General features: G+C 42.5%; 23 protein-coding genes. 10 read left to right on the top strand and 13 right to left on the bottom strand.

All coding sequences use genetic code 11. The features are described from left to right. Positions 1-8 precede the first annotated feature (8 nt). Positions 9-1,022, top strand: coding sequence for a ferrochelatase (hemH, locus tag L5M17_RS17970; protein WP_263148734.1), 1,014 nt, complete (start codon positions 9-11; stop codon positions 1,020-1,022). A gap of 87 nt (positions 1,023-1,109) precedes the next feature. Here the strand turns inward: hemH and ruvX are convergent, their stop codons facing one another. The 4 genes from ruvX to L5M17_RS17990 form a co-directional block, all read right to left on the bottom strand. Next, positions 1,110-1,535 (bottom strand): Holliday junction resolvase RuvX, encoded by a 426-nt coding sequence (gene ruvX, locus L5M17_RS17975; protein ID WP_006082513.1) that lies wholly within the window; start codon positions 1,533-1,535, stop codon positions 1,110-1,112. 29 nt (positions 1,536-1,564) lie between these two features. Further along, entirely contained in the window at positions 1,565-2,128 is a 564-nt protein-coding gene (locus tag L5M17_RS17980) for a YqgE/AlgH family protein (RefSeq protein WP_263148735.1), read from the bottom strand. A 66-nt stretch (positions 2,129-2,194) separates the two neighbouring features. Next, on the bottom strand, positions 2,195-2,524 hold the full coding sequence (gene yciH / locus L5M17_RS17985) for a stress response translation initiation inhibitor YciH (protein WP_028761277.1): 330 nt from the start codon (positions 2,522-2,524) through the stop codon (positions 2,195-2,197). A gap of 177 nt (positions 2,525-2,701) precedes the next feature. After that, positions 2,702-3,019: a hypothetical protein gene (locus tag L5M17_RS17990; protein ID WP_105253083.1), complete on the bottom strand. Its 318-nt coding sequence runs from the start codon at positions 3,017-3,019 to the stop codon at positions 2,702-2,704. A gap of 180 nt (positions 3,020-3,199) precedes the next feature. Between L5M17_RS17990 and L5M17_RS17995 the strand changes: the two genes are divergently transcribed. Next, positions 3,200-3,760: a DUF4136 domain-containing protein gene (locus L5M17_RS17995; RefSeq protein ID WP_263148736.1), complete on the top strand. Its 561-nt coding sequence runs from the start codon at positions 3,200-3,202 to the stop codon at positions 3,758-3,760. A 359-nt stretch (positions 3,761-4,119) separates the two neighbouring features. Then, positions 4,120-4,761, top strand: coding sequence for a trimeric intracellular cation channel family protein (locus tag L5M17_RS18000; protein ID WP_028761275.1), 642 nt, complete (start codon positions 4,120-4,122; stop codon positions 4,759-4,761). A 75-nt stretch (positions 4,762-4,836) separates the two neighbouring features. On the opposite strand, the gene tpx is transcribed toward L5M17_RS18000, so the two are convergent. The 3 genes from tpx to L5M17_RS18015 form a co-directional block, all read right to left on the bottom strand. Next, positions 4,837-5,430 (bottom strand): thiol peroxidase, encoded by a 594-nt coding sequence (gene tpx, locus L5M17_RS18005; protein WP_105251878.1) that lies wholly within the window; start codon positions 5,428-5,430, stop codon positions 4,837-4,839. Positions 5,431-5,553: 123 nt separating this feature from the next. Then, on the bottom strand, positions 5,554-6,381 hold the full coding sequence (locus L5M17_RS18010; protein ID WP_028761273.1) for a mechanosensitive ion channel family protein: 828 nt from the start codon (positions 6,379-6,381) through the stop codon (positions 5,554-5,556). Between the two features lie 32 nt (positions 6,382-6,413). After that, entirely contained in the window at positions 6,414-7,004 is a 591-nt protein-coding gene (locus L5M17_RS18015; protein WP_113939425.1) for an OmpA family protein, read from the bottom strand. A 343-nt stretch (positions 7,005-7,347) separates the two neighbouring features. On the opposite strand from L5M17_RS18015, the gene ltaE reads away from it, so the two are divergent. After that, a complete protein-coding gene (gene ltaE, locus L5M17_RS18020; protein ID WP_263148737.1) occupies positions 7,348-8,361 on the top strand; it encodes a low-specificity L-threonine aldolase in 1,014 nt (337 codons plus the stop codon). A 194-nt stretch (positions 8,362-8,555) separates the two neighbouring features. Beyond that, positions 8,556-10,031 (top strand): HDOD domain-containing protein, encoded by a 1,476-nt coding sequence (locus tag L5M17_RS18025; RefSeq protein WP_113939427.1) that lies wholly within the window; start codon positions 8,556-8,558, stop codon positions 10,029-10,031. A gap of 98 nt (positions 10,032-10,129) precedes the next feature. On the opposite strand, the gene L5M17_RS18030 is transcribed toward L5M17_RS18025, so the two are convergent. The 6 genes from L5M17_RS18030 to L5M17_RS18055 form a co-directional block, all read right to left on the bottom strand. Next, complete coding sequence (locus L5M17_RS18030; protein WP_219253460.1) at positions 10,130-10,678, bottom strand: nuclear transport factor 2 family protein; 549 nt, start codon at positions 10,676-10,678, stop codon at positions 10,130-10,132. Between the two features lie 23 nt (positions 10,679-10,701). Further along, on the bottom strand, positions 10,702-11,526 hold the full coding sequence (locus L5M17_RS18035; RefSeq protein ID WP_263148738.1) for a zinc-dependent peptidase: 825 nt from the start codon (positions 11,524-11,526) through the stop codon (positions 10,702-10,704). A 109-nt stretch (positions 11,527-11,635) separates the two neighbouring features. Then, on the bottom strand, positions 11,636-13,375 hold the full coding sequence (locus L5M17_RS18040; protein WP_263148748.1) for a GGDEF domain-containing protein: 1,740 nt from the start codon (positions 13,373-13,375) through the stop codon (positions 11,636-11,638). Beyond that, positions 13,362-14,765, bottom strand: coding sequence for an ABC transporter substrate-binding protein (locus L5M17_RS18045; protein WP_263148749.1), 1,404 nt, complete (start codon positions 14,763-14,765; stop codon positions 13,362-13,364). Before L5M17_RS18045 ends, L5M17_RS18040 begins: the two co-directional genes overlap by 14 nt. A gap of 249 nt (positions 14,766-15,014) precedes the next feature. Next, positions 15,015-15,479, bottom strand: a complete 465-nt coding sequence (locus L5M17_RS18050; protein ID WP_263148739.1) for a CopG family transcriptional regulator — start codon at positions 15,477-15,479, stop codon at positions 15,015-15,017. Next, complete coding sequence (locus L5M17_RS18055) at positions 15,439-16,245, bottom strand: division plane positioning ATPase MipZ (protein ID WP_263148740.1); 807 nt, start codon at positions 16,243-16,245, stop codon at positions 15,439-15,441. Before L5M17_RS18055 ends, L5M17_RS18050 begins: the two co-directional genes overlap by 41 nt. Before the next feature lie 526 nt (positions 16,246-16,771). Between L5M17_RS18055 and L5M17_RS18060 the strand changes: the two genes are divergently transcribed. The 5 genes from L5M17_RS18060 (at position 16,772) to L5M17_RS18080 (ending at position 19,430) form a co-directional block, all read left to right on the top strand. Beyond that, a complete protein-coding gene (locus L5M17_RS18060) occupies positions 16,772-17,242 on the top strand; it encodes a GNAT family N-acetyltransferase (RefSeq protein WP_105251887.1) in 471 nt (156 codons plus the stop codon). A 151-nt stretch (positions 17,243-17,393) separates the two neighbouring features. Beyond that, complete coding sequence (locus L5M17_RS18065) at positions 17,394-17,603, top strand: DUF3820 family protein (protein ID WP_006082494.1); 210 nt, start codon at positions 17,394-17,396, stop codon at positions 17,601-17,603. A 125-nt stretch (positions 17,604-17,728) separates the two neighbouring features. Further along, positions 17,729-18,031: a hypothetical protein gene (locus tag L5M17_RS18070; protein ID WP_006082493.1), complete on the top strand. Its 303-nt coding sequence runs from the start codon at positions 17,729-17,731 to the stop codon at positions 18,029-18,031. A gap of 186 nt (positions 18,032-18,217) precedes the next feature. Continuing rightward, the gene (locus tag L5M17_RS18075; protein ID WP_113939433.1) at positions 18,218-18,739 is read left to right on the top strand and encodes a GNAT family N-acetyltransferase; all 522 of its coding nucleotides are present in this window, start codon (positions 18,218-18,220) and stop codon (positions 18,737-18,739) included. 166 nt (positions 18,740-18,905) lie between these two features. Then, positions 18,906-19,430, top strand: coding sequence for a GNAT family N-acetyltransferase (locus tag L5M17_RS18080; RefSeq protein WP_263148741.1), 525 nt, complete (start codon positions 18,906-18,908; stop codon positions 19,428-19,430). The last annotated feature ends 50 nt before the right edge of the window (positions 19,431-19,480 follow it).

Consider the following 19,480-nt stretch of genomic DNA (forward strand, 5'->3'; position numbering starts at 1 on the left):
AGGCTGTTTTGGCTAAATTTTCAGGCTTATCCAAAGAAGTTGGACACGGGCAGCGCGGCAAAGTAGGCGTGTTGTTGTTGAATTTAGGTACTCCAGATGAACCCACAGCATCTGCTGTTAGACGTTATCTTGCAGAGTTTTTAGCGGATCCCCGAGTCGTCGAGATCCCTAAGCTAGTGTGGATGTTGATTTTACACGGGATTATTTTGCGGGTACGGCCAGCAAAATCGGCAGCATTATACCAAAAGGTATGGACTGCGGCAGGTTCACCGTTAATGGACATTAGTTTGCGTCAAACCGCAAAGTTAGCGGATAAGCTTAACGCTGATAACCATGATGTTTCTGTGCATTTAGCAATGCGTTATGGCAGTCCATCGGTCGCCAGTACATTGCAAACTATGCATCAAAATGGCATTGATAAAATCGTGGTGTTACCTCTGTATCCCCAATATGCGGCGCCAACTACGGGTTCTGCTTTTGATGCGATCGCGGCTGAGTTGTCCAAGTGGCGCTATATTCCAGCACTGCATTTTATTAATACTTATCATGATAATGCTGATTTTATTAATGCTTTAGCCAATTCGATCACGGCTGATTTTGAAGCACATGGTAAACCGCAAAAATTGGTGTTGTCATACCATGGTATGCCTGAACGTAATTTGCATTTAGGCGATCCTTATTACTGCTTCTGCATGAAAACGACTCGACTGGTTACCGAAAAGCTTGGGTTAGGTAAAGATGAGTTTGTCATGACTTTTCAATCGCGTTTCGGTAAAGCCAAATGGCTACAACCTTATACCGATGCGACTTTGAAAGCGTTGCCGCAACAAGGCGTGCGTGATATTGCTATCGTCTGCCCAGCTTTTAGCGCCGATTGTTTAGAAACGCTGGAAGAAATTGTTGGTGAGAATGGTCATCTCTTTGCCGAGGCGGGTGGTGAGAAGTTCCGCTACATTGCTGCATTAAATGATGATGATGCGCACATTACTATGATGGCAAACTTAGTGAAGCCACATTTTTGATCCGGTAATTTATCGGGTTAAACATCAAACTAAAAGGATAAGGCAACTTATCCTTTTCTTTTTGTTGTGGTTTTATTTATTGTGGCATTACTTGCTGAAGTTATTTTCGAAGTAGCTTTCGATGATAAGGACGGCCGACACCGCATCGACTTGACCTTTGGTCAGCGCCTTAAACCCGCCCAATTCGAATAATCTGGCCTTAGCATCAGTGGTAGTTAATCGCTCATCTTGAGTGGCTATTTTGACTTTGAACTTAGCATTGATGCGATTAGCAAATTTACGTGCCCTGTGGGTCATATCTTGCTCTGTGCCATCCATGTTTAAGGGCAGGCCAACGACGACTAAGTCGGGTTGCCACTCCTTGATTAAGTCGCCTATCTGATCCCAATTTGGGATCCCATCGACGGCTTTAATTGACAACAATGGCGTGGCGCTAGCGGTGATTTCTTGGCCTATAGCCACACCAATGCTCTTAGTGCCAAAATCAAAGCCTAATACGGTTTTCGAATTCATAGTGTGCTGACTTATATTAATAAATATACTTAAGCGTGACCCGCTTGAGCTGAAACTTGCCAAGCATCAAATCCGAGAGCACGGCTGGCCTGTGGCCAACGGTCTTCGTGTTTAATGTCAAACAAGAGCGCATTCGTTGCTGGAATTGTGAGCCAAGAATTATCGGCAAGCTCTTGTTCGAGCTGATCTTTACTCCACCCTGCATAACCTAAGGCGACGAGGAACTTCTCGGGCGATCTGTTGCTTCCAATCGCGGTTAACACATCACGGGAAGTGGTTAGCATTAAACCACAACCCAGATCTGTGCTATTGGCCCAATAGGGCTGAGAGGTATGCAGCACAAAGCCGCGATCTTGGGAGACGGGGCCGCCCATCATGACATTGGTATTAGGCACTAAATCCGCGGAGACTTGCTCTGCTGGCAAATCCATTTGTTCTAATAGCGAATTAACTTCGATACCGAGCGGTTTATTGATCACCAGTCCCATGGCGCCTTTGGTATCATGTTCACAGATATAAATGACTGAGCGTTCAAAAAACGTACCGTGTAGTGAGGGCATGGCAATTAAGAAATGGTTCTGCAAACTCTCCATTAAACTACTCCGTTTGATGTGGCTAAGTTGATCTAGCTTGCTGTTATATTGCTAAGTCGGGCGAGATTAACCGCCAGCTAATTTAACTTTGTAGTTTTGTTTCTCAAGTAATAGCTTTAATTGTTCGCGGTTGTCCGTTTGGACCTCAATAGTGAAATCTTTAACCGTACCACCACAACCACATTGTTTCTTAAGGGTTTGAGCCATTGCTTTTAACGCTGCTTCATCAAGACCTAACCCAGAGATAATCGAAACGCCTTTACCTTTGCGGCCTTTACTGTCTCTATGGATCCTGACTATGCCATCGGATTCCGGAATCGCTTTAGTGGCGGGCTCTGCATTTATACGGCCTTTGTCGGTACTGTACACTAAGGATACATTAGGATCTGCTTTCATTGGTTTCATTCATTGATATTAGAAGGTGATTTATACCGGCTCAGTTTATCAAATTTGCAGAGGTTCTGGGAGGTAAAAAAAGACCACTTGAGGATTCTCCTTAAGTGGCCAATACAAAATGCTAACTCTTTGCAGGGAAGTAAGCATATTTTTGAAAAGTAAGCTTAAAGCTCAGGATTAATTCATTCGCATGAATACCATGGCTATCAGCGCCACAGCGGTGAGTAATGCACTGGGCATAATAAATTTATGTAACTTAGGTAATGCAATTAAGCAGGCTGTTGTAACAAAACCAAATGCGGCGACTGTGGCATAGTTAGTGCCATTAGCAATGGTATCAATAACCAACCAGCCAAGGACTAGGAGGGGTAATATCAGTAAACTGGTAGGCAAATGACGTTTAATTTTGGCGTTATTCGCCTCAAGAGAAATTTTTTCTGGTGCAAGGAAAAAAATGGCAGATGCAACCATAAACGCGCTAATAAACCAGTACATTTCAACACCTCCCTCAAATATTAATTGATAATCATTATCATCTTTGGTTTTGCTGAAGTCAAGCTGAATGAGATGCCGCTTTTTAATCAATTGAGTTGTAGATTAGGCTATTGCTCTGTAAGCTAAATTCATATCTCTGATACTTGTCTTTGTTTGGGTCGAACATCTGAGGAAATTAAGATGAAAAATATTTTTGTAGCATTAGCTGTGTTGGCACTCAGTGCCTGTAGTTCGATGAAGTCAGGTTGGGATTTTGATCCTAGCGCCAATTTTACCCAATATAAAACCTATGCTTGGGTTGCTCAGAAAACGGATTCTGCCGGATATCATCTAGATGGCTTGATGGACCAACGGGTCAGAGAAGCGATGAATAGCCAGTTAGCGAGTAAGGGGATGACATTAGTTGATGCAAAAGATGCTGATGTACTTGTTAATTATCTGACCAAAGTTGATAAGAAGATTAATGTTGATACCTTCAATAGTAATTTTGGCTACAACCCATACTATGGTCCAGGATGGGGTTGGGGCGGCAATATGCAGACCCAAACCACAGTAAGAGAATATGAAGTTGGCACCCTGATTATTGATTTGGTTGATAATAAAACCACTAAACTGATCTGGCGTGGTTCTGTTGCCGATACCATTCGTGACAAAAATACCCCAGAAGAAAGAGTACAGATCATCAATCAAGCTGTGGGCAGTGTAATGGCAAATTATCCACCTAAGCCTGACACTAAGTAGTTCTGATTCAGTTTGAATGAACATTAAGCGGCCTAAGGGCCGCTTTTTTGTGGTTGATTTTTATGCATTTGTCTACGGTATTAGATGATCTGCAGTTATTTATCATCTGATTGGATTTACGTTATTAATACTTATTAAAAATTCTATTTTCATAGATGACAATGTGAAAGTAACATTTTTATAACTGACTATTTTGTATAATATTTATCCTATAAATTAATAATGTAATAGGAGTCTGCATCAGATTATTAATAAGATGATGAATTAATTTTTCTAATGATGAATTCAAAATAAAATCATTATAGAACTGAGAGGTTATCAGGCAGAATCAATTCTTTGAGTTGTTGGTAGTAGCAAAGATGCATGAGACGCAGATTATTGGATTACTTTGGCTGATTGGGATTATTGCCGAGGCGATGACGGGCGCTCTGGCGGCTGGCCGCAAGCAGATGGATTTGTTTGGTGTGGTGATCATTGGCTGCGCAACGGCAATTGGTGGCGGCACACTAAGGGATATGATGCTCGGAAATTACCCCTTAATTTGGGTTGAGCATGTGCATTACCTTATTGCGATTGCATTCGCTTCTTTGCTCACTGTCGCTATCGCCCCTGTGATGCGTTATCTGTCTAAGTTATTTTTGGCTATTGATGCTTTAGGCTTAGCCGTATTCTCCATTGTGGGCGCACAAAAGACGTTAATGCTGGGATTTAGCCCAACAATTGCCGTAGTCATGGGATTGGTCACAGGTGTCTTTGGTGGCGTTATCCGCGATATTCTGTGTAACCAAGTGCCTTTGATTTTTAAGAAAGAACTCTATGCGGTGATTTCACTACTGACGGCAGGCTTGTATATCGTCTTAAAAGCCTATCAGTTAACGGAATGGATTAATCTGGTTATTTGTTTAAGCGTTGGTTTTAGCTTACGGATGTTGGCGCTGCGATATCATTGGTCTATGCCAACCTTTGACTACCAATCCAGTGGCGATCAGCATACACATTAAATCGTAAAACCAAATCGTAGAAATAGAACCGTTAAACAAAAGGGCAGCTAAGGCTGCCCTGTTTTTAGCTGTGAATTACTGCTGGGCTTGAAGGGTTTTCAAGGCTTCAAGGGCAGCATCATAGTTAGGATGCTCTGTGATGTTTGGTACTAACTCTTGGTATTGGAGCTTACCTTCTGCATCTATGATGAAAATGGCTCTAGCCAGCAAGCCGTAATCTTGAATTAACAAACCATACTTTTCACCAAAATCACGCCACACGCTATCTGATAGCACTTTGATTTTATCTACGTTTTCCACTTTACAGAAACGCTTTTGTGCGAAGGGTAAATCGGTACTGATCGTTAGCATTATGACGTCATCGGAAAAATGGCCAACTTCGCTGTTGAAGCGCTTCGTCTGCAGTGCGCAAACACCTGTATCTAGGCTTGGCACGGCACTTATCAGTACCGTTTTACCCTTAAAATCACTTAGCATCACTGGCGTGAAATGCTCATCAACGACTTTAAACCCCGGCGCCATTTGCGACAATTTTGGTCTTTTCCCTTCTAAGGTGACTGTTTTTTCACCCATTAAAACCTGTGTTTTCTCACTGGCGAGTGTATTGGGGCTCATCAGTACTAGGCTATAAATACAGCTTGCGGCTAAAAATGAAACATATTTTTGCATTGGATTTCCTCACACATGAATATCTGTGCCTTCGCTAATATCTGTCCATTAAGGTACGCTAAAATGATGCGTAGAACCATAAAAAAAGGTCGGTAATTACCGACCTTTTTTATCCACTAATTGTTATTTGCTTAGCGGCAATTCTTTGACATGAATATCCATTTGTGGAAATGGAATACCGATATCTGCAGCGTCTAATGCATTTTTTATTTGCTCAAGCAGTTGGAAACGTGCAGTCCAATAATCAGATGTTTTTACCCAAGGACGAACCACGAAATTGATTGAAGAGCTAGCCAATTCAGAAAGTCCAACTGTATATGCTGGATCTTTTAACACATACTGGTTGTTATCTAAAATATCGGTCAATACTTTTTTAGTGAGTGCGATATCGGCGGAATAAGATACGCCAATCACTAAATCGATACGACGACTATCCATCGCTGAGTAGTTAGTGATAGTGCCATTCATGATAGATGAGTTTGGCGCTACGATAACTTTATTATCAGGAGTGCGAAGCTTGGTTGAGAATATGGTTATTTCATCAACAGTGCCGGCGATACCTGCAGCTTCAATATAGTCACCTACGCGGCAAGGGCGGAATAACACCATTAACACACCCGATGCAAAATTAGACAGAGAACCTTGTAGCGCTAAGCCTATTGCTAAACCTGCTGCACCGATAACGGCTACCAGTGATGCGGTTTGTACGCCAATTTGCCCTAACGTAGCAATAACCGCGAAAACAAATACCACTGCCCAAGCGAGGTTCGCGACAAATGAAACGACTGTCGGATCAACTTTACGGCTGTTCAGTAATTTACGAACAAGCTTCTGTGCTACGCCCGCAAAGTATTTACCAACAAAGAAGATGATAATGGCGAATAATGTTTTTAAGCCATAAGTCACAATCAGATCTGGTGCTTGCTTTAATAAACCTTCGAGGTTTTCCATTGAATAACTCCCTAAATATACGCTAACAAAAACTATTTATTATTGACGATAAATTCTACTCGTCGATTTAAACTGCGCCCTTCGCTAGAACGGTTGTCCGCTACAGGTTCAGATATACCTTTACCTATTACGGTAAAGCGATTTGGATTAAAGCCATAATCTTCAACCAAAATACGTTTTACATTTTGAGCCCGTTGAAGTGATAGTTGATAATTAAACTCTGGTGTACCAACGATATCTGTGTGGCCTACTAAGGTTAATTCAGCATCATTTGTTTCTAAGAATGCTTTTACTAAGGCTAAAGTTTTCCATTGAGAAAAGTCAACCTCGGCAATGGCAAATTCAAAATACACCATAGCTGCAGAAATATTATGACAATCTGTGTTTAACTCAGCATTTGAATGACTCATATCGCAAACTGGTGATGCAGTCATTTCCACAGCGGCTTCTTCCACACAACCATTAGCCATAACAGGTGTATTTGGCTCTGTGTTAGGACAGGCATCTTTGATATCTGGCACTCCATCTCGGTCAGTGTCAGACCAAGCAAATACCTGTGATGTTAGGCTTAAACTTAATAGCAAAAGCGCTAGCTGAATCCATCGAGATTGGGAGTTTTTCACTACAAATCACCTATTGAACGATAAGTATTAGTCAAAATTACTAAAGCGATCGCATTGTTGTAGCATGACCATCTTAGTGTGGCATTCTAACGAGTAAGACTCTTTTCGCCAAGCTAAACGCGTACAAGCGTCCATACATCGACAGATAGATATCGGCAAGATCTTGAGTATATTTATGTTTTTATTAGTAGATGTCAGTATGTCGATACTTGCTTCAAGCATGAGCGAGGTTCTACATCGGTAAATTTGTCGACAAGTATGACGATAAACTATACAAAATAAGCCTTTAGCGCTAGAGTCTTGAGCCCATTATGCGCCAACCAAACTTTAAGTTGAGGACAAGATGATAGATTTACGCAGTGATACTGTTACCCAGCCAACAGCAGCCATGCGGTTAGCCATGTCCAGAGCCGAAGTGGGTGATGATGTTTACGGTGATGACCCTACGGTAAATAGTTTGCAGGATATGGCTGCGGAGATGTTTGGCTTTGAAAGTGCATTATTTACCTGTTCGGGTACTCAAGCAAATTTATTGGCTTTGATGGCCCATTGTGATCGTGGTGATGAGTACCTGTGCGGTCAGCAGGCTCACAATTATAAGTTCGAGGGCGGCGGCGCTGCTGTCCTAGGCAGCATTCAACCTCAACCTTTAATTAATCAATTAGATGGCACTATTGCATTAGCTGACATTGAAGCCGCAATTAAGCCTGATGATATCCATTTTGCTCGTACTCGTTTGCTTAGTTTAGAGAATACGATTGGCGGTAAGGTTCTCCCGCAAAGCTATTTGGCGGACGCGCAGGCATTAGCCTTTAATCGCGGATTAAAAATTCATTTAGACGGTGCGCGAGTTGCCAATGCTGCGGTTGCGCAGAATATTGCAATAAGTGATATCACGGCGCACTTTGATTCAGTGTCGATTTGTTTATCCAAAGGATTATGTGCGCCAGTCGGCTCATTACTCTTAGGTGATGAACGCTTGATTAAGAAAGCCATTCGTTGGCGTAAAATGCTTGGTGGTGGCATGCGTCAAGCTGGGATACTTGCCGCTGCGGGTAAGCTTGCTTTAACTGAGCAAGTACAACGGCTTAGTGAAGATCATGACAATGCAGCGTACTTAGCTCGGCAGTTGGCAGAATTCAGTGAGTTCGACGTCAATTTAGCCGCAGTACAAACTAATATGTTATTTGTTACATTAGCATCCCATATTGATGCGAACTTATTGGCTAAACACTGTCGAGCGGAAGGCATCCTGATAAGCCCAGGGCGTACGCTTCGGCTTGTGACTCATAAAGATGTCAGCCGTCAGGACATAGATAAAGTGTTGCGTGTTGTTAAGCAGTACCTCAAAGCCTAAGTGTGGATTGATTTTCAGTTTTACTGAAATGCCCGAGCTTTGTCTTGGGCATTTTTATCGGCAGATATTGCTTAATGTTGAATTATTAAGCAATTAATGAATGATTTGCTAAAACAAGCTTTAGACAACAGGCGAAATGTTTGCGTTTATCTATACTAAAAACAACAAGATTATATCGCTAAGGTAACTTTAGGTTGAAGCCTAATAACAATACTAATAAAGGGGTCGATTATTGGACAAATCGGATCAGTGAATTGGAAATGCCAGCACTGTGTTCGACTGTTAAATCGCTAGAAAAGCTCGCCAAGGATGACGTTTCCTCTCTCGCATTACTCGGGCGTAGCGTGATGCACGATAACGCCTTAACCTCTCGTATTCTTCGAGTTGCTAATAGCGCTATTTACCATAAAGGTAGTAGCCAAATCTCTACTGTCAGCCGAGCGGCTATAGTGCTTGGTTTCGATGCGGTGCGAAATATCTGTATCACAGCCAAGTTACTCTCAAGCTTGTTAGAGAGTAAAAATTTGGCACCTAACGTATATCAAAGATTAATAAAGTTGATGGCTAAAGCATTTCAAGCCGCCATGATTGCACGGATGATGTTGAGCCATTATGACGAAGAAATGCAGGAGGAAGCTTTTATAGCCTCTTTACTGTATCACATAGGTGAGAGTGCTTTTTGGAGTATTGGTGGTGAGTTCACCGAAGAGTTAGATCTAAAACTGCGTGAATGTGCAACGCCAGCAGAGGAGCGAAGTATAACCCGCGAAGCCCTCGGCACTTCTTTTTCACTATTAACTCAAAGTATTGCCCGCAATTGGGGATTGGGAGAACTGTTGGTCCATGCAGTTAATAATCCTGAAGACCAAAGACCTGAAATTCGGTCTATTTTTATTGCGGATAAGCTCTGCGATATTTTATCTCAACCTAATCTTGATAAGCAGGAATTAGGGAAACGTATCACGCAAGCGGCGAGTTTTACTGGACTAGAAGAAAATGAGTTTATGGTGCGGATGCAACGCTGCGCGAATGCGACCCATAAGTTAGCTGAAGTATATGGCGCTAAGGTGTTGCTAGACTATCTACCAGATCCTAAGCGTATGGTCACAGTTAAACCTGTTCCACTTCCCATTCCGTTGGATATGCCTGTCTATCAAGTTAACTTGAATATTCAGTTAGCTAAGCTACGAGAATTAACAGGCTTCGCCATTAATAAAGCCGATTTTAACCAAATCATGCAAACGGTTCTCGAAGGTATACTTGAGGGCGTTGGCGTTGACCGGTGCGGCGTGCTGTTATTGTCGCCAAGCCGTAAACAACTTCAACCTAGGGTGATATTAGGTCGTGATGCAGATGCCATTAAGCAAGAGTTTATTATCGATTTGAGCGATAGGCGGGGATTATTTTACCAAGCGATGGAGCATAAGTTACCGCTTTGGGTAGATGATCCTAGCTCTAAGAAATGGCAAGAGCAGTGTAAAGAATTACAAGCGCAACATGTGTCACGTCAAGGCTTTTTATTGGCGCCATTATTAGTCGATAGTAAAGTGATCGGGTTTTATTATGCGGATAGGGGCCCTTCGGAAAGGGCATTTGAAGACGTGGATTTTCAAAGTTTCATCCACTTCTCCCAATTGGCGAATGTGTGTTTTACTGTGTCCTTGAGATAGTTGTATAGTTTAAGTGATTGTTTTTTTTAGCGATTTAATTTAAAGCTGTATTCTTTCGAAATTGCACTCTTTTAAACCGTATTTTGGGGAGTGCTGCGCTATTGTTTGTTTGCGGCTTTAATCTCGGCAGTTATTTGCTTAGCTACCTCATTAGGAATGGGGAAGCTTAAATGGTATTGCGCTATTTCCCAGTTGCCATTGGTTTTGATTAAAGTGCCTGTTCCTCGACTGACGCCATAGGCTGGACTATTTAATAACTCGTCAAACAATATGACATTGCCGTGTTGGATTAAATGACGCTCAGTTAAATCATAGCGCCAACCTTTTGTGGGGCGGGAGTAACGTTCAAATTCCGCCATTCCCCAGCGCTCACTCGCATCCGTGCCAATAAAAATGCCGTCTTTTCGGTACAGGGCAAAATATTTATCCCAATTGGCATCGCTTGAATATTGGTTGAGTAAATCTAATACGTGAGCCGCCGCTTGTTGATCAGGATTCGAAGTCGTTTGAGCGCTTTGTGTTGGCGAGTCCTGTGCCTGTACGCTTACATTAAGGCCGCCAAGCATTAACGCGCTGAGCAGTAACCCCAAGGTAGCGCGATGAATATTGGAACCTTTAACTGAGAATGCATGAGTGTCTTTGAGCATTTGCGTGCCTCTACTTTTATGGGTTAATGCCAGTTTATCGGATCGAGTTGATAAAAGCGGCTCAGTTCCCGATACAAGTCTGGGTGTTGTTGGTAAAAATCCCCTGGTTTCTCAAAAAAGACTTCGGTGATGACGGCAAAAAACTCAGCGGGATTAGTCGCACCATAATAATTAAATAATGAGGGCATGCCAAAATTTGCACTGTGTTGTAATTGGGTAAATTCCCTACTTAGCACTTCAGACCAAGTGCTGTAGTCGGCAAAATGCTGCAGAATGGGTGCGCCATTGGCTTGGCCATCTTCTTGATCGAGCTGATGGGCAAACTCATGGATTACGACATTATTACCATCATGGGGATCGGCGGCCCCGTCTAAAGTATTTCTCCATGAGAGCACAACTTTACCGTATTCCCATGATTCCCCAGCCAGCACATTGCGTTGTTCCCACACGATACCGCTAGTGTCTTTATGTTGATTATTGACGATAAAGGCATCGGGATAGACCAAAATCTGTTTCAGTTTGGGGTAAAAGTCGGTTTTACGATTGAGTAGCAGTAGACAGGCTTGGGCCGCGATTGTGACTCTTACTTCATCCGTGATCTCAAAATTATCGCAGCCGATAAAGACTTTTTCATCGATGAAAATTTGGATATGCCGTTTGAGTTGCAGTTGTAGATCTGCGGGTAGAGCATGGAAGTAAGGCAGTCTTTTTTTGAGAATGCTGCGCCATTCTTTTGGAAAAGGTTTCATCGTGACTCGTCGACGATGTAAGGTCCTGCGCCAACGACTCGACAGTAGCCAGGTAATTGCGCCAATTCCTAGGATAAGCGTGATAACAATAGCGAGCATACTTCCCTGACTTTATCCTGATTAACTTAGTATTAGCTAATGGGGGTGAAGTCAGCGTAACTCAATCCTCTGGTGAAAAAAGAAACTGAACAGTCGCCGCATTTTATGGTTAGGAATAGCGAACTGGCTGGTTTAGTCGTGTCTCTGTACGATTACGACCTGTTAGTTTGGCGTGATAGAGAGCCTCATCAGCTTGATTAATTAAGCTATTCGTATCCATAGGTTGTGATCGCTCCCAGCAAGTAATACCAGCGCTGATGGTCAGTATGCCGTCATGGGGGGAGTCTTCATGTGGTATATTTAAGTTGATGATTTTATTGCGTAATGCTTCAGCAAAATGATATACCTCCTCGAGATTGCTCGATGGCAGTACTATCATGAACTCCTCTCCGCCATAGCGGGCAAGCATGTAAGTGGGTTGTTTCAAGATCGATTTGGTGGCATTAACGATTTTCTTAAGACATTGATCGCCTGCGACATGACCATACCTGTCGTTAAATTGTTTAAAATTATCAATATCAAACAGAATTATACCTAGGGGCATGTTGTGGTCCCTTGCATACTCTAATTCTTTTTGGAGTTGTAAATCTAAATAGCGGCGATTATAGCAGCCAGTTAATCCGTCGGTTTCGGCCATGCCTTTAACCTGAGCTGCGTAGCTTTTTAATGTCTCTAAGGAGCTCACCATTTGCTGGAGCTCTAAGTTATCAGTGACAGGCATTCTGGCGTCGAGTTTTTCATTGGCAATGGCATTCATTGCATCTCGAGTCGCCATGACAGGCTTGATGATTCCCTTAGTGATAAAGTGCCAACTGGTGAGCCAGATGAAGAAGCAATATAAGATGCCACTGCAGAAAATCAATACGATAAATGCGGTGCTATCGTTTTTAAGTTCGCGGCCTGTTTGCTGAATTTCATTTTCAACTTGGTTAACGAGATCCTGCGTATAGGTCGCAACGATTTGTGCGGCATCTGCTTGGTATTCTAAATGCGCATTGGCGATATGAGTGCTTCTAATCGCTTTGCGAGAAAGTTCAAAGAGGTTGTCTTCACCGACCATGGTCTGTTTTATTTGTGATAACAAATTAAAATATAAGTCTTTATCGCCACCGATACTATCAAGCATAGCCTCCATGCTTAACAGCAGCCGCATAGCATCTCTTTGGGTTTGGTTTAGTTCAACCAGATTGTCGATGATATTCACTTGAGTTAACTGGGTAAATAAGTGTTCTCCTAGATGACTAAATAAAGATAGCTGATAATTGGTATTGATATTTAAAGCAATCTGGTCAACGTTTTTCAGCTTAAGCTGACGTTCGGAGTCTGTATTAATACGCTGAAATTGGGTTTGCATTTCATCGCTAAATCCCGACGCCATTGACGTTAAGTTGGCTTGAATATTGGCTGCCTGTGAATTGGCTTGTAAGGCAGTATCGGTTAACGTGTTGAGTAATGGCAGTTGTTGTAAGTAATACAGTTGAGTATCTAAGGCGTGATTTAATTCTTGCTTATTGACTGTAGAAGTTTCTATTGAGGCCAGTAGTCGTGAGTCATTGATGAGTAATTCCCATTGTGCAGAAAGTTCACCTAACAGGCTAGTTCTTTGTTTTTCATCATAATAGTTATTCAAGCGTGCAGTAATGATTTGTAGTTTTTCACTGTTTTTTGCCAGTTGCAGCGCGGTGGTGACTTTTACCACATCTACCCCGACTAAGTGTTCAATTTCTGATTTGAGTTGCTGTGACAGTAATATGGCGACAACACCATTTAATAGCGCCATGCCCACTATGATATAGAAGGCTGAGGTTATTTTTTGTTTCAAACTTTTCAGTGGTTTAGTGCTTGGCATTATTTTCTTTGTCAATAGCAGGTACCTCTCCATAGGTATTTTGGAGGTGTTTTATCTCTGCACTTAATTTAATGAAAATATCTTCACTGTTAGCGGGTCTGCGGCTTGCGCTAAAACAGGCGTGGCTGAGTTCAGGGTAAATTTGTCCCATGGCAGTACTGGTGAAATGCCCAAAGGATAAGACCTTAGTAGACCAAAACATATTGGCTATGTGGCTTGCCTCAAATGCGCCAGCTATGCCTCTTAAAGATTCATCTTTAAATTCTGGGGCTGTTACTACATCCATACGACAGGGATTACCACCCCCCATAGCATAGGCATGTTGTGCCTCATAGGTGCCCATATATTTGAGCAGCCAATAGGCAGCTTGAGGGTTTTTGCTGTCGTAGCTAACGGCAAAGGCATAAGCGCCATTGTAGGGATAACCGCCAGGCACTTGGCTTACGGCTAGACGCGCGCCGAGAATGTTCTGTTCAACTTTAAAGGATTTATACCACAGATTATTGTAGGCAAAAGGCCACATTGCCGCTTGACCTGTCGCAATAGCATTAGCCGCTTCATTGAAAGCAAACTGCTCGTTAGCGGGAACAGCATAGGGCATTAATTCGCGATATTGCTTGGCCGCTTCAATGGCTTCATGGTTGATGGTAGGCACTTCAAAATGGGAGATCTGTTTCTGGCTGTTATAGACGGGCTGCATCCAAGTGCCACCTAAGCTCCAAATCATGCTAGAGAATTCATCGTTAATATGGGGCTTATCACCCGACATTAGCGCTAGACCGTAAAAGTCATGAGTCAGTATTTTATCCGCCAATATAGTGCCTGCTTTACGAGTGAAGAACTGAGCTTGATCTCGTAACTCTGTTAAGGTTTTTGCTGGTGCGAGTGGATAGCCAAACTGACGCAGAAACTGAGCTTTTTCAGTTTTATTATCAAAGAGATCTGCTCGATAATGATTTCCCATAACATAATTGTTATAGGGAATAGCATGGATTTCACCTTGATAGGACAAGATGTTAAGTAGGGATGGGTAATAGGGTTCTAGGTATTTCTCCATGGCCTTTTCGCCATCGGGATCGTAAAGTTTAGCGAGTTCAATTAAGGGCACTGTATAACCATTGGCAGCCCATTCTTTAGCCCAGCCCGCTTCCATTGTGAGTAAATCGTATTTGCCTGAACCTTGAAGTAAATTCTGGGTCTGTAAGTTAAACATATCCTCTAATTCAGTACTGACCACTTGCACTTTTACGCCGGTTTTTGCGGTGAATTTAGGTAACATTTCTTGAGTTAAATAGTCGGTCCAAAATCCTTTTTCAGCGACCAAAGTAATGGGGGTTTTGTTTGTTAGCGGCGGGATTTGTGCCAATGAAAATTCTGCGTAACAGGGCATCATTATCGCTGCGGTTAAACAAAGAAAAATAAATCTGATCTGGTTTAACAAAAATAACACCTTAATGTTACGTATTGACTCTGAGTTAATATCATTAATTCAGTATTATGTATATTTAAGGATAGGTGGGATCAGAACTTATGCCGCGATTTTATGATGGTTTTTATTGTGTTTTTTACTTTTTGAGTAAAAAGCCGGTAACTCGATCTTAGCTAAGTTACCGGAAAAGGGTGGGAGTAGTGCGAATCGTTAACGGTTTTGGCGTTGTTGTTCTCGTAATTGCCTCAAGGCAATAGGTAGGTCGAAGTGTTGCTCAATCAAGAGTCGGAGCAGCTTTGATTTGGGTATACTGCTTTCTTCTGCCAGTGTAGCAAGATGGGTTATAGCCGCTTCACTGAGGGAAAATGTTGCTTTGCGATAGTGTGTTTTAGTTTCTACTTTTGTCGGGAATAATACGTTTGTTTCTAGGCTTTGTTTGTGCAAGCTCAACACATTGGAATGGCTCTGGGCCATGTCAGTTGTGATGTGATTTGCCTGTGAGCCTGTGTTTTTTGTGACAGTTGCATCTGCTTTATGATCTAGATTACTTTTTATCTTATTCAGACTTTGTCCCATTGCGTACAAGTTTGCCGCTTCAATAAACTCATCTAACGAAAGCGAGTGCTGTAAGCTGCTAGATGACATAGCGTTTTTCTTGAGATCGCTGAGTCCCATTTTGCCCCCTTTGTTGAGTAGTCGTGTGAGTGGATTGAGTTTGATGGGTCAAATAATGATGCATTTGACTCACCCCCTGAGCGTGTATCGCGGGATGTAGGAGATTGGCTAAGCTGGTAGCACAATCGACTTGGAATAGTTCGCAGGCGATAGTTCGAATTTCTTCGGCTGCTTTTCCTATGGGCTCGATTTCAATTACCGATAATCCTGATTCTTCACTGTCATCATAAACATTGCGGCAATATGTTATCGCGTCAAGAACATGGATATCATAGGTTTTACAGACTTCTTTGGCCTCCAAAATTCGGTTAGCTTGATTGGGTAGACTTGGACATTGGGTGATCACAAAAGAAGCCCGTAACTTGGGATTAATCATCTTACACGTCGCGACGATATCGTCCATGTGACATACGGTTTTTAAATCGCGGCGCTTAGGTCTTAAGGGCATTAAAATGTAAGCGGCGACTGACATGGTTGCTCGTAGTGCTAGGTTATCTTGCCCACCGCAGTCGACGAGAACGACATCATAGTGTTGCTCAAGACTGAGTAAGTCATTACGGATCTTACCGTAAAGTTGCACGCAATTGATGCTGGCAAGTTGCGGATTGTTGTTTCTTGCATGGATCCAATCAGAGGTAGTGCGCTGGGGATCGCAGTCCACCATAATGACCGAGGCGCTACATTCTGTAGTTAGAAATACAGCTATATTTTGGGCCAAGCAACTTTTACCGCTGCCGCCTTTTTCTCCACCGATTAAGACTATCATGACGCATTCCTTAATTCTTTTGATGACCCTTGTGCAGCGAGTTGATGTGTTTGGAGCTATCCGCATTGATGTCCGAAATCGAATGTAAACCTAATGTTAATCTCGGTCAATTGGCTGATTTTTGACGTTTTTTAATTAAATTGTCGTAGGCGTTTTTCTGTCAGTATCTGGTCATATGCCGTTAATTTGACAAAAAAAATGAGACGAGGGATTTATAAAAATGTTTTTTTATCTTATTGGTTTTACATTGTTTTATCTGTTATCCGTCAGCTAAAAGGGTTGTTTGTGGTGATCGGTAACTGTGCATAGGACTTAGGGTGTAGTTTTTTATTTCTTCCTTGGTACAAATGTTAATTTTATATTTCTAAATGTTATTAACTGATCTGAGTAAATTATCAGCTTCTCAGTCGAAAGTGGTCTTGTTTGGTGAGGCACTTGTCATCAAACTGCCAAATGCTGGCTTTATCATCTCTATAGACTGACGTCTAAATCGCTTGAAATTTCAACCATGGAGAAGGGATGCCAAATGGATATCAAAACTATTATGCCTATTAAGTTTGAACTCGTTGAAACTGCACCGTTATTTCATGAACTACTTAATCTGCGGGCCACAGTTGGCCTCCCTTCTATTGGCGTTGAACTTGCGGATGTACAGGCATTGTTCTGGGTCTCTATTCGATTAAGTGACAAGACTGAATTGGAACATGCCGGCGCTGGGGCCGCTAAGTCTAATCTATTGGCAACGGCGTGTGTTTATGGCAACAAGCCCGGGCATTTGATGATTGAAGATTTTATTGTCTTACCCGAATACCAATCCTATGGGCTAGCAAAGATAATACTTGAGCGGGTGATGGCCTTTGTTGATGACCATGCGAGTGCGGGAACTTGTGTCAGTATGACCGCCCATGGTGAGCATGAGCGCTTATGTAGTGAATATGGTTTTCAGTATGCTCCCTGCGCTAATTTAGGGCCTAATTTGTTAAAAATTATCGCTTGATATTCATGTGAGAATGCCTTTTAGGTGTTAGCTAGCGCGTATTTAAGCCCTTGGGTATATAGTCACTTTTGCGTAGTTAACGGCGACATTCGTTCGCTTATGTTGTAGCATCCGTAGGATTATCGTGACGTTCTGTATGAGATAACAACCTATGGATCAGCAACTCCTTATTGATGCTGTTAATCAAAAAATGCCCTTTGGTAAGTACGCTGGACGTAAGTTGCTCGAACTACCCGAACCTTATCTGGTGTGGTTCCATAAGCAAGGTTTTCCTCAGGGGAAACTTGGTGAGCAATTAGCCCTAATGTACGAAATCAAACTTAATGGCTTAGAAGGCATGCTAAAACCGCTGTTGAAATGAGTTCCCTTCTTTTAAGAAAAATACTGCTTTTGCGATAAGTGTTGTATTTCGTGATAGAGATTAGCGATTTATTGTTTTTAGCATGCTTTAATGCAGCATATTAGCAAAACAAAAGGAACGCAGGCATGATGGCAAAATGGGTAAAATTAGCGGCAGTAGCGACTTTAGCGTTAGGCATGTCAAGTGCTTGGGCTCAGGGTGTCACCCACGAAGGTACTGTTGTTGATACGATGAACGGTGGCGGTTACACCTACGTACAGATTAAAGAAGCTGATACCACTTTTTGGGCCGCGGGTCCTCAAACTGAAGTGAGCAAAGGCGATAAAGTGGCTGTGGTTGAGCAAATGTGGATGAACGAATTCACCAGCAAAACCTTGAACCGCACCTTTGATAAACTGTTATTTGTTGGCCAAATCGATAAGAAATAGTCAGCAGTATCGAGTGCGCTAACCTGAGCGCCTCTGTAATTCAACGGCTTCGATACTTTCGAGGCCGTTTTTGTTTTTAGCGTTCAATGCCGCTAAATCTGAGTTTGTGACTATCTCGATGGGGACAAAGGCGGCAAAATAGCGGCTATTTTTCTAGCTGTTATTACTCAGCAGGGGATCACTCAAGTGATGGCGTTTGAACAGTTCGAGATCCAGCCTTATCAGTCATGTTATGCACGGGAAGTGAGTGAGTTATTTCATCTTTGCGTGCACAGCATTACCCATGTTCGTTATTCGCAGGCGCAGCTTATGGCTTGGTCTGCGGCGCCAAGATCGGCTAAACATTGGCATTTACGGTTAAGCCGCTCGAAGGCGTGGGTGGTTTTAGCCATAGATGAAGCGACTGCTTCTTCAGTTTGTTGCGGTTTTATCAATGTCGAAACCCATTTCCCCCGCCAAGGTTACTTAGATAGTTTATATATACATCCAGATTATCAAGGGCAGGGATTAGGTGAGCGCGCTTATCTTGTTTTAGAAGCTTGGGCTAAGGCACAAGGCTATGTGCGCTTGAGCTTGGACGCATCTTATCTCTCTAAAGGGTTGTTTACTCGGATGGGATTTATTCAAATACAGCGCAGTTATCAGCAAAAACTTGGGCAAGTGATCCCCGGTTTCTATATGGAAAAGAATATAGGAAAGAATATTTAACGCGCGTTTACTATGGTTTCAGCTAGAAAGTAATGTAAGGTATTCCACAGTAAAACATTAGCTTAACGCCATTTAGTGACATTATTTAACTAAATCAGCACTGTTTAGCTTAAATTAGAATTCGGTTAATCTAAGTCAATTAATGATTCAAGATGGAGGGCAGAGAATGAAGATTCGACTATTTACGCCATCGGATGTCTCGCAGTTGGCGGCAATCTTTGAGGCGAGTGTAATGCAAGGCTCTGGCGAGTTTTACTCGTTTGCCGAGCGCTCTGCTTGGGCTTATATCGAAGGTGAGATCTGCAGTGAGAACTATTGGCTTGAACGCTTACAGGGAACCACTATTTGGGTTGCCGAAACCGATAATATGCTGGTGGGTTTTATCAATCTTAAGATAGGCGCCGACAGCGATGTTGAAGCCGCTGCTGAAGTGGAATGTTTGTTTGTTCATCCAGAATATGCCCGTTCTGGGGTGGCTACCTCTTTGTATTTTGCGTTGTTTGAGGAAGTTAAAATCTTAGCGCTGAAACGATTAACGGTTGAAGCGTCCTATCTCGCGCGGCCTTTTTTTGAGAAACAGGGATTTCGCAGTATTCGTCGTAATGAACATAAGCGTTTTTTGAATGCGGCGGATAAAGCACAGGGCCAAGCTCAAGTGTTGGTTAACTTCAGCATGACGCTCGCCCTCTAACTCAGCTTATCAAGGTGCTGATTTGGTTAGCTAAACGAGGCCGTCAGCAC

It is taken from the genome of Shewanella sp. SW24 (assembly GCF_025653395.1).
Lineage (GTDB): Bacteria > Pseudomonadota > Gammaproteobacteria > Enterobacterales > Shewanellaceae > Shewanella > Shewanella oncorhynchi.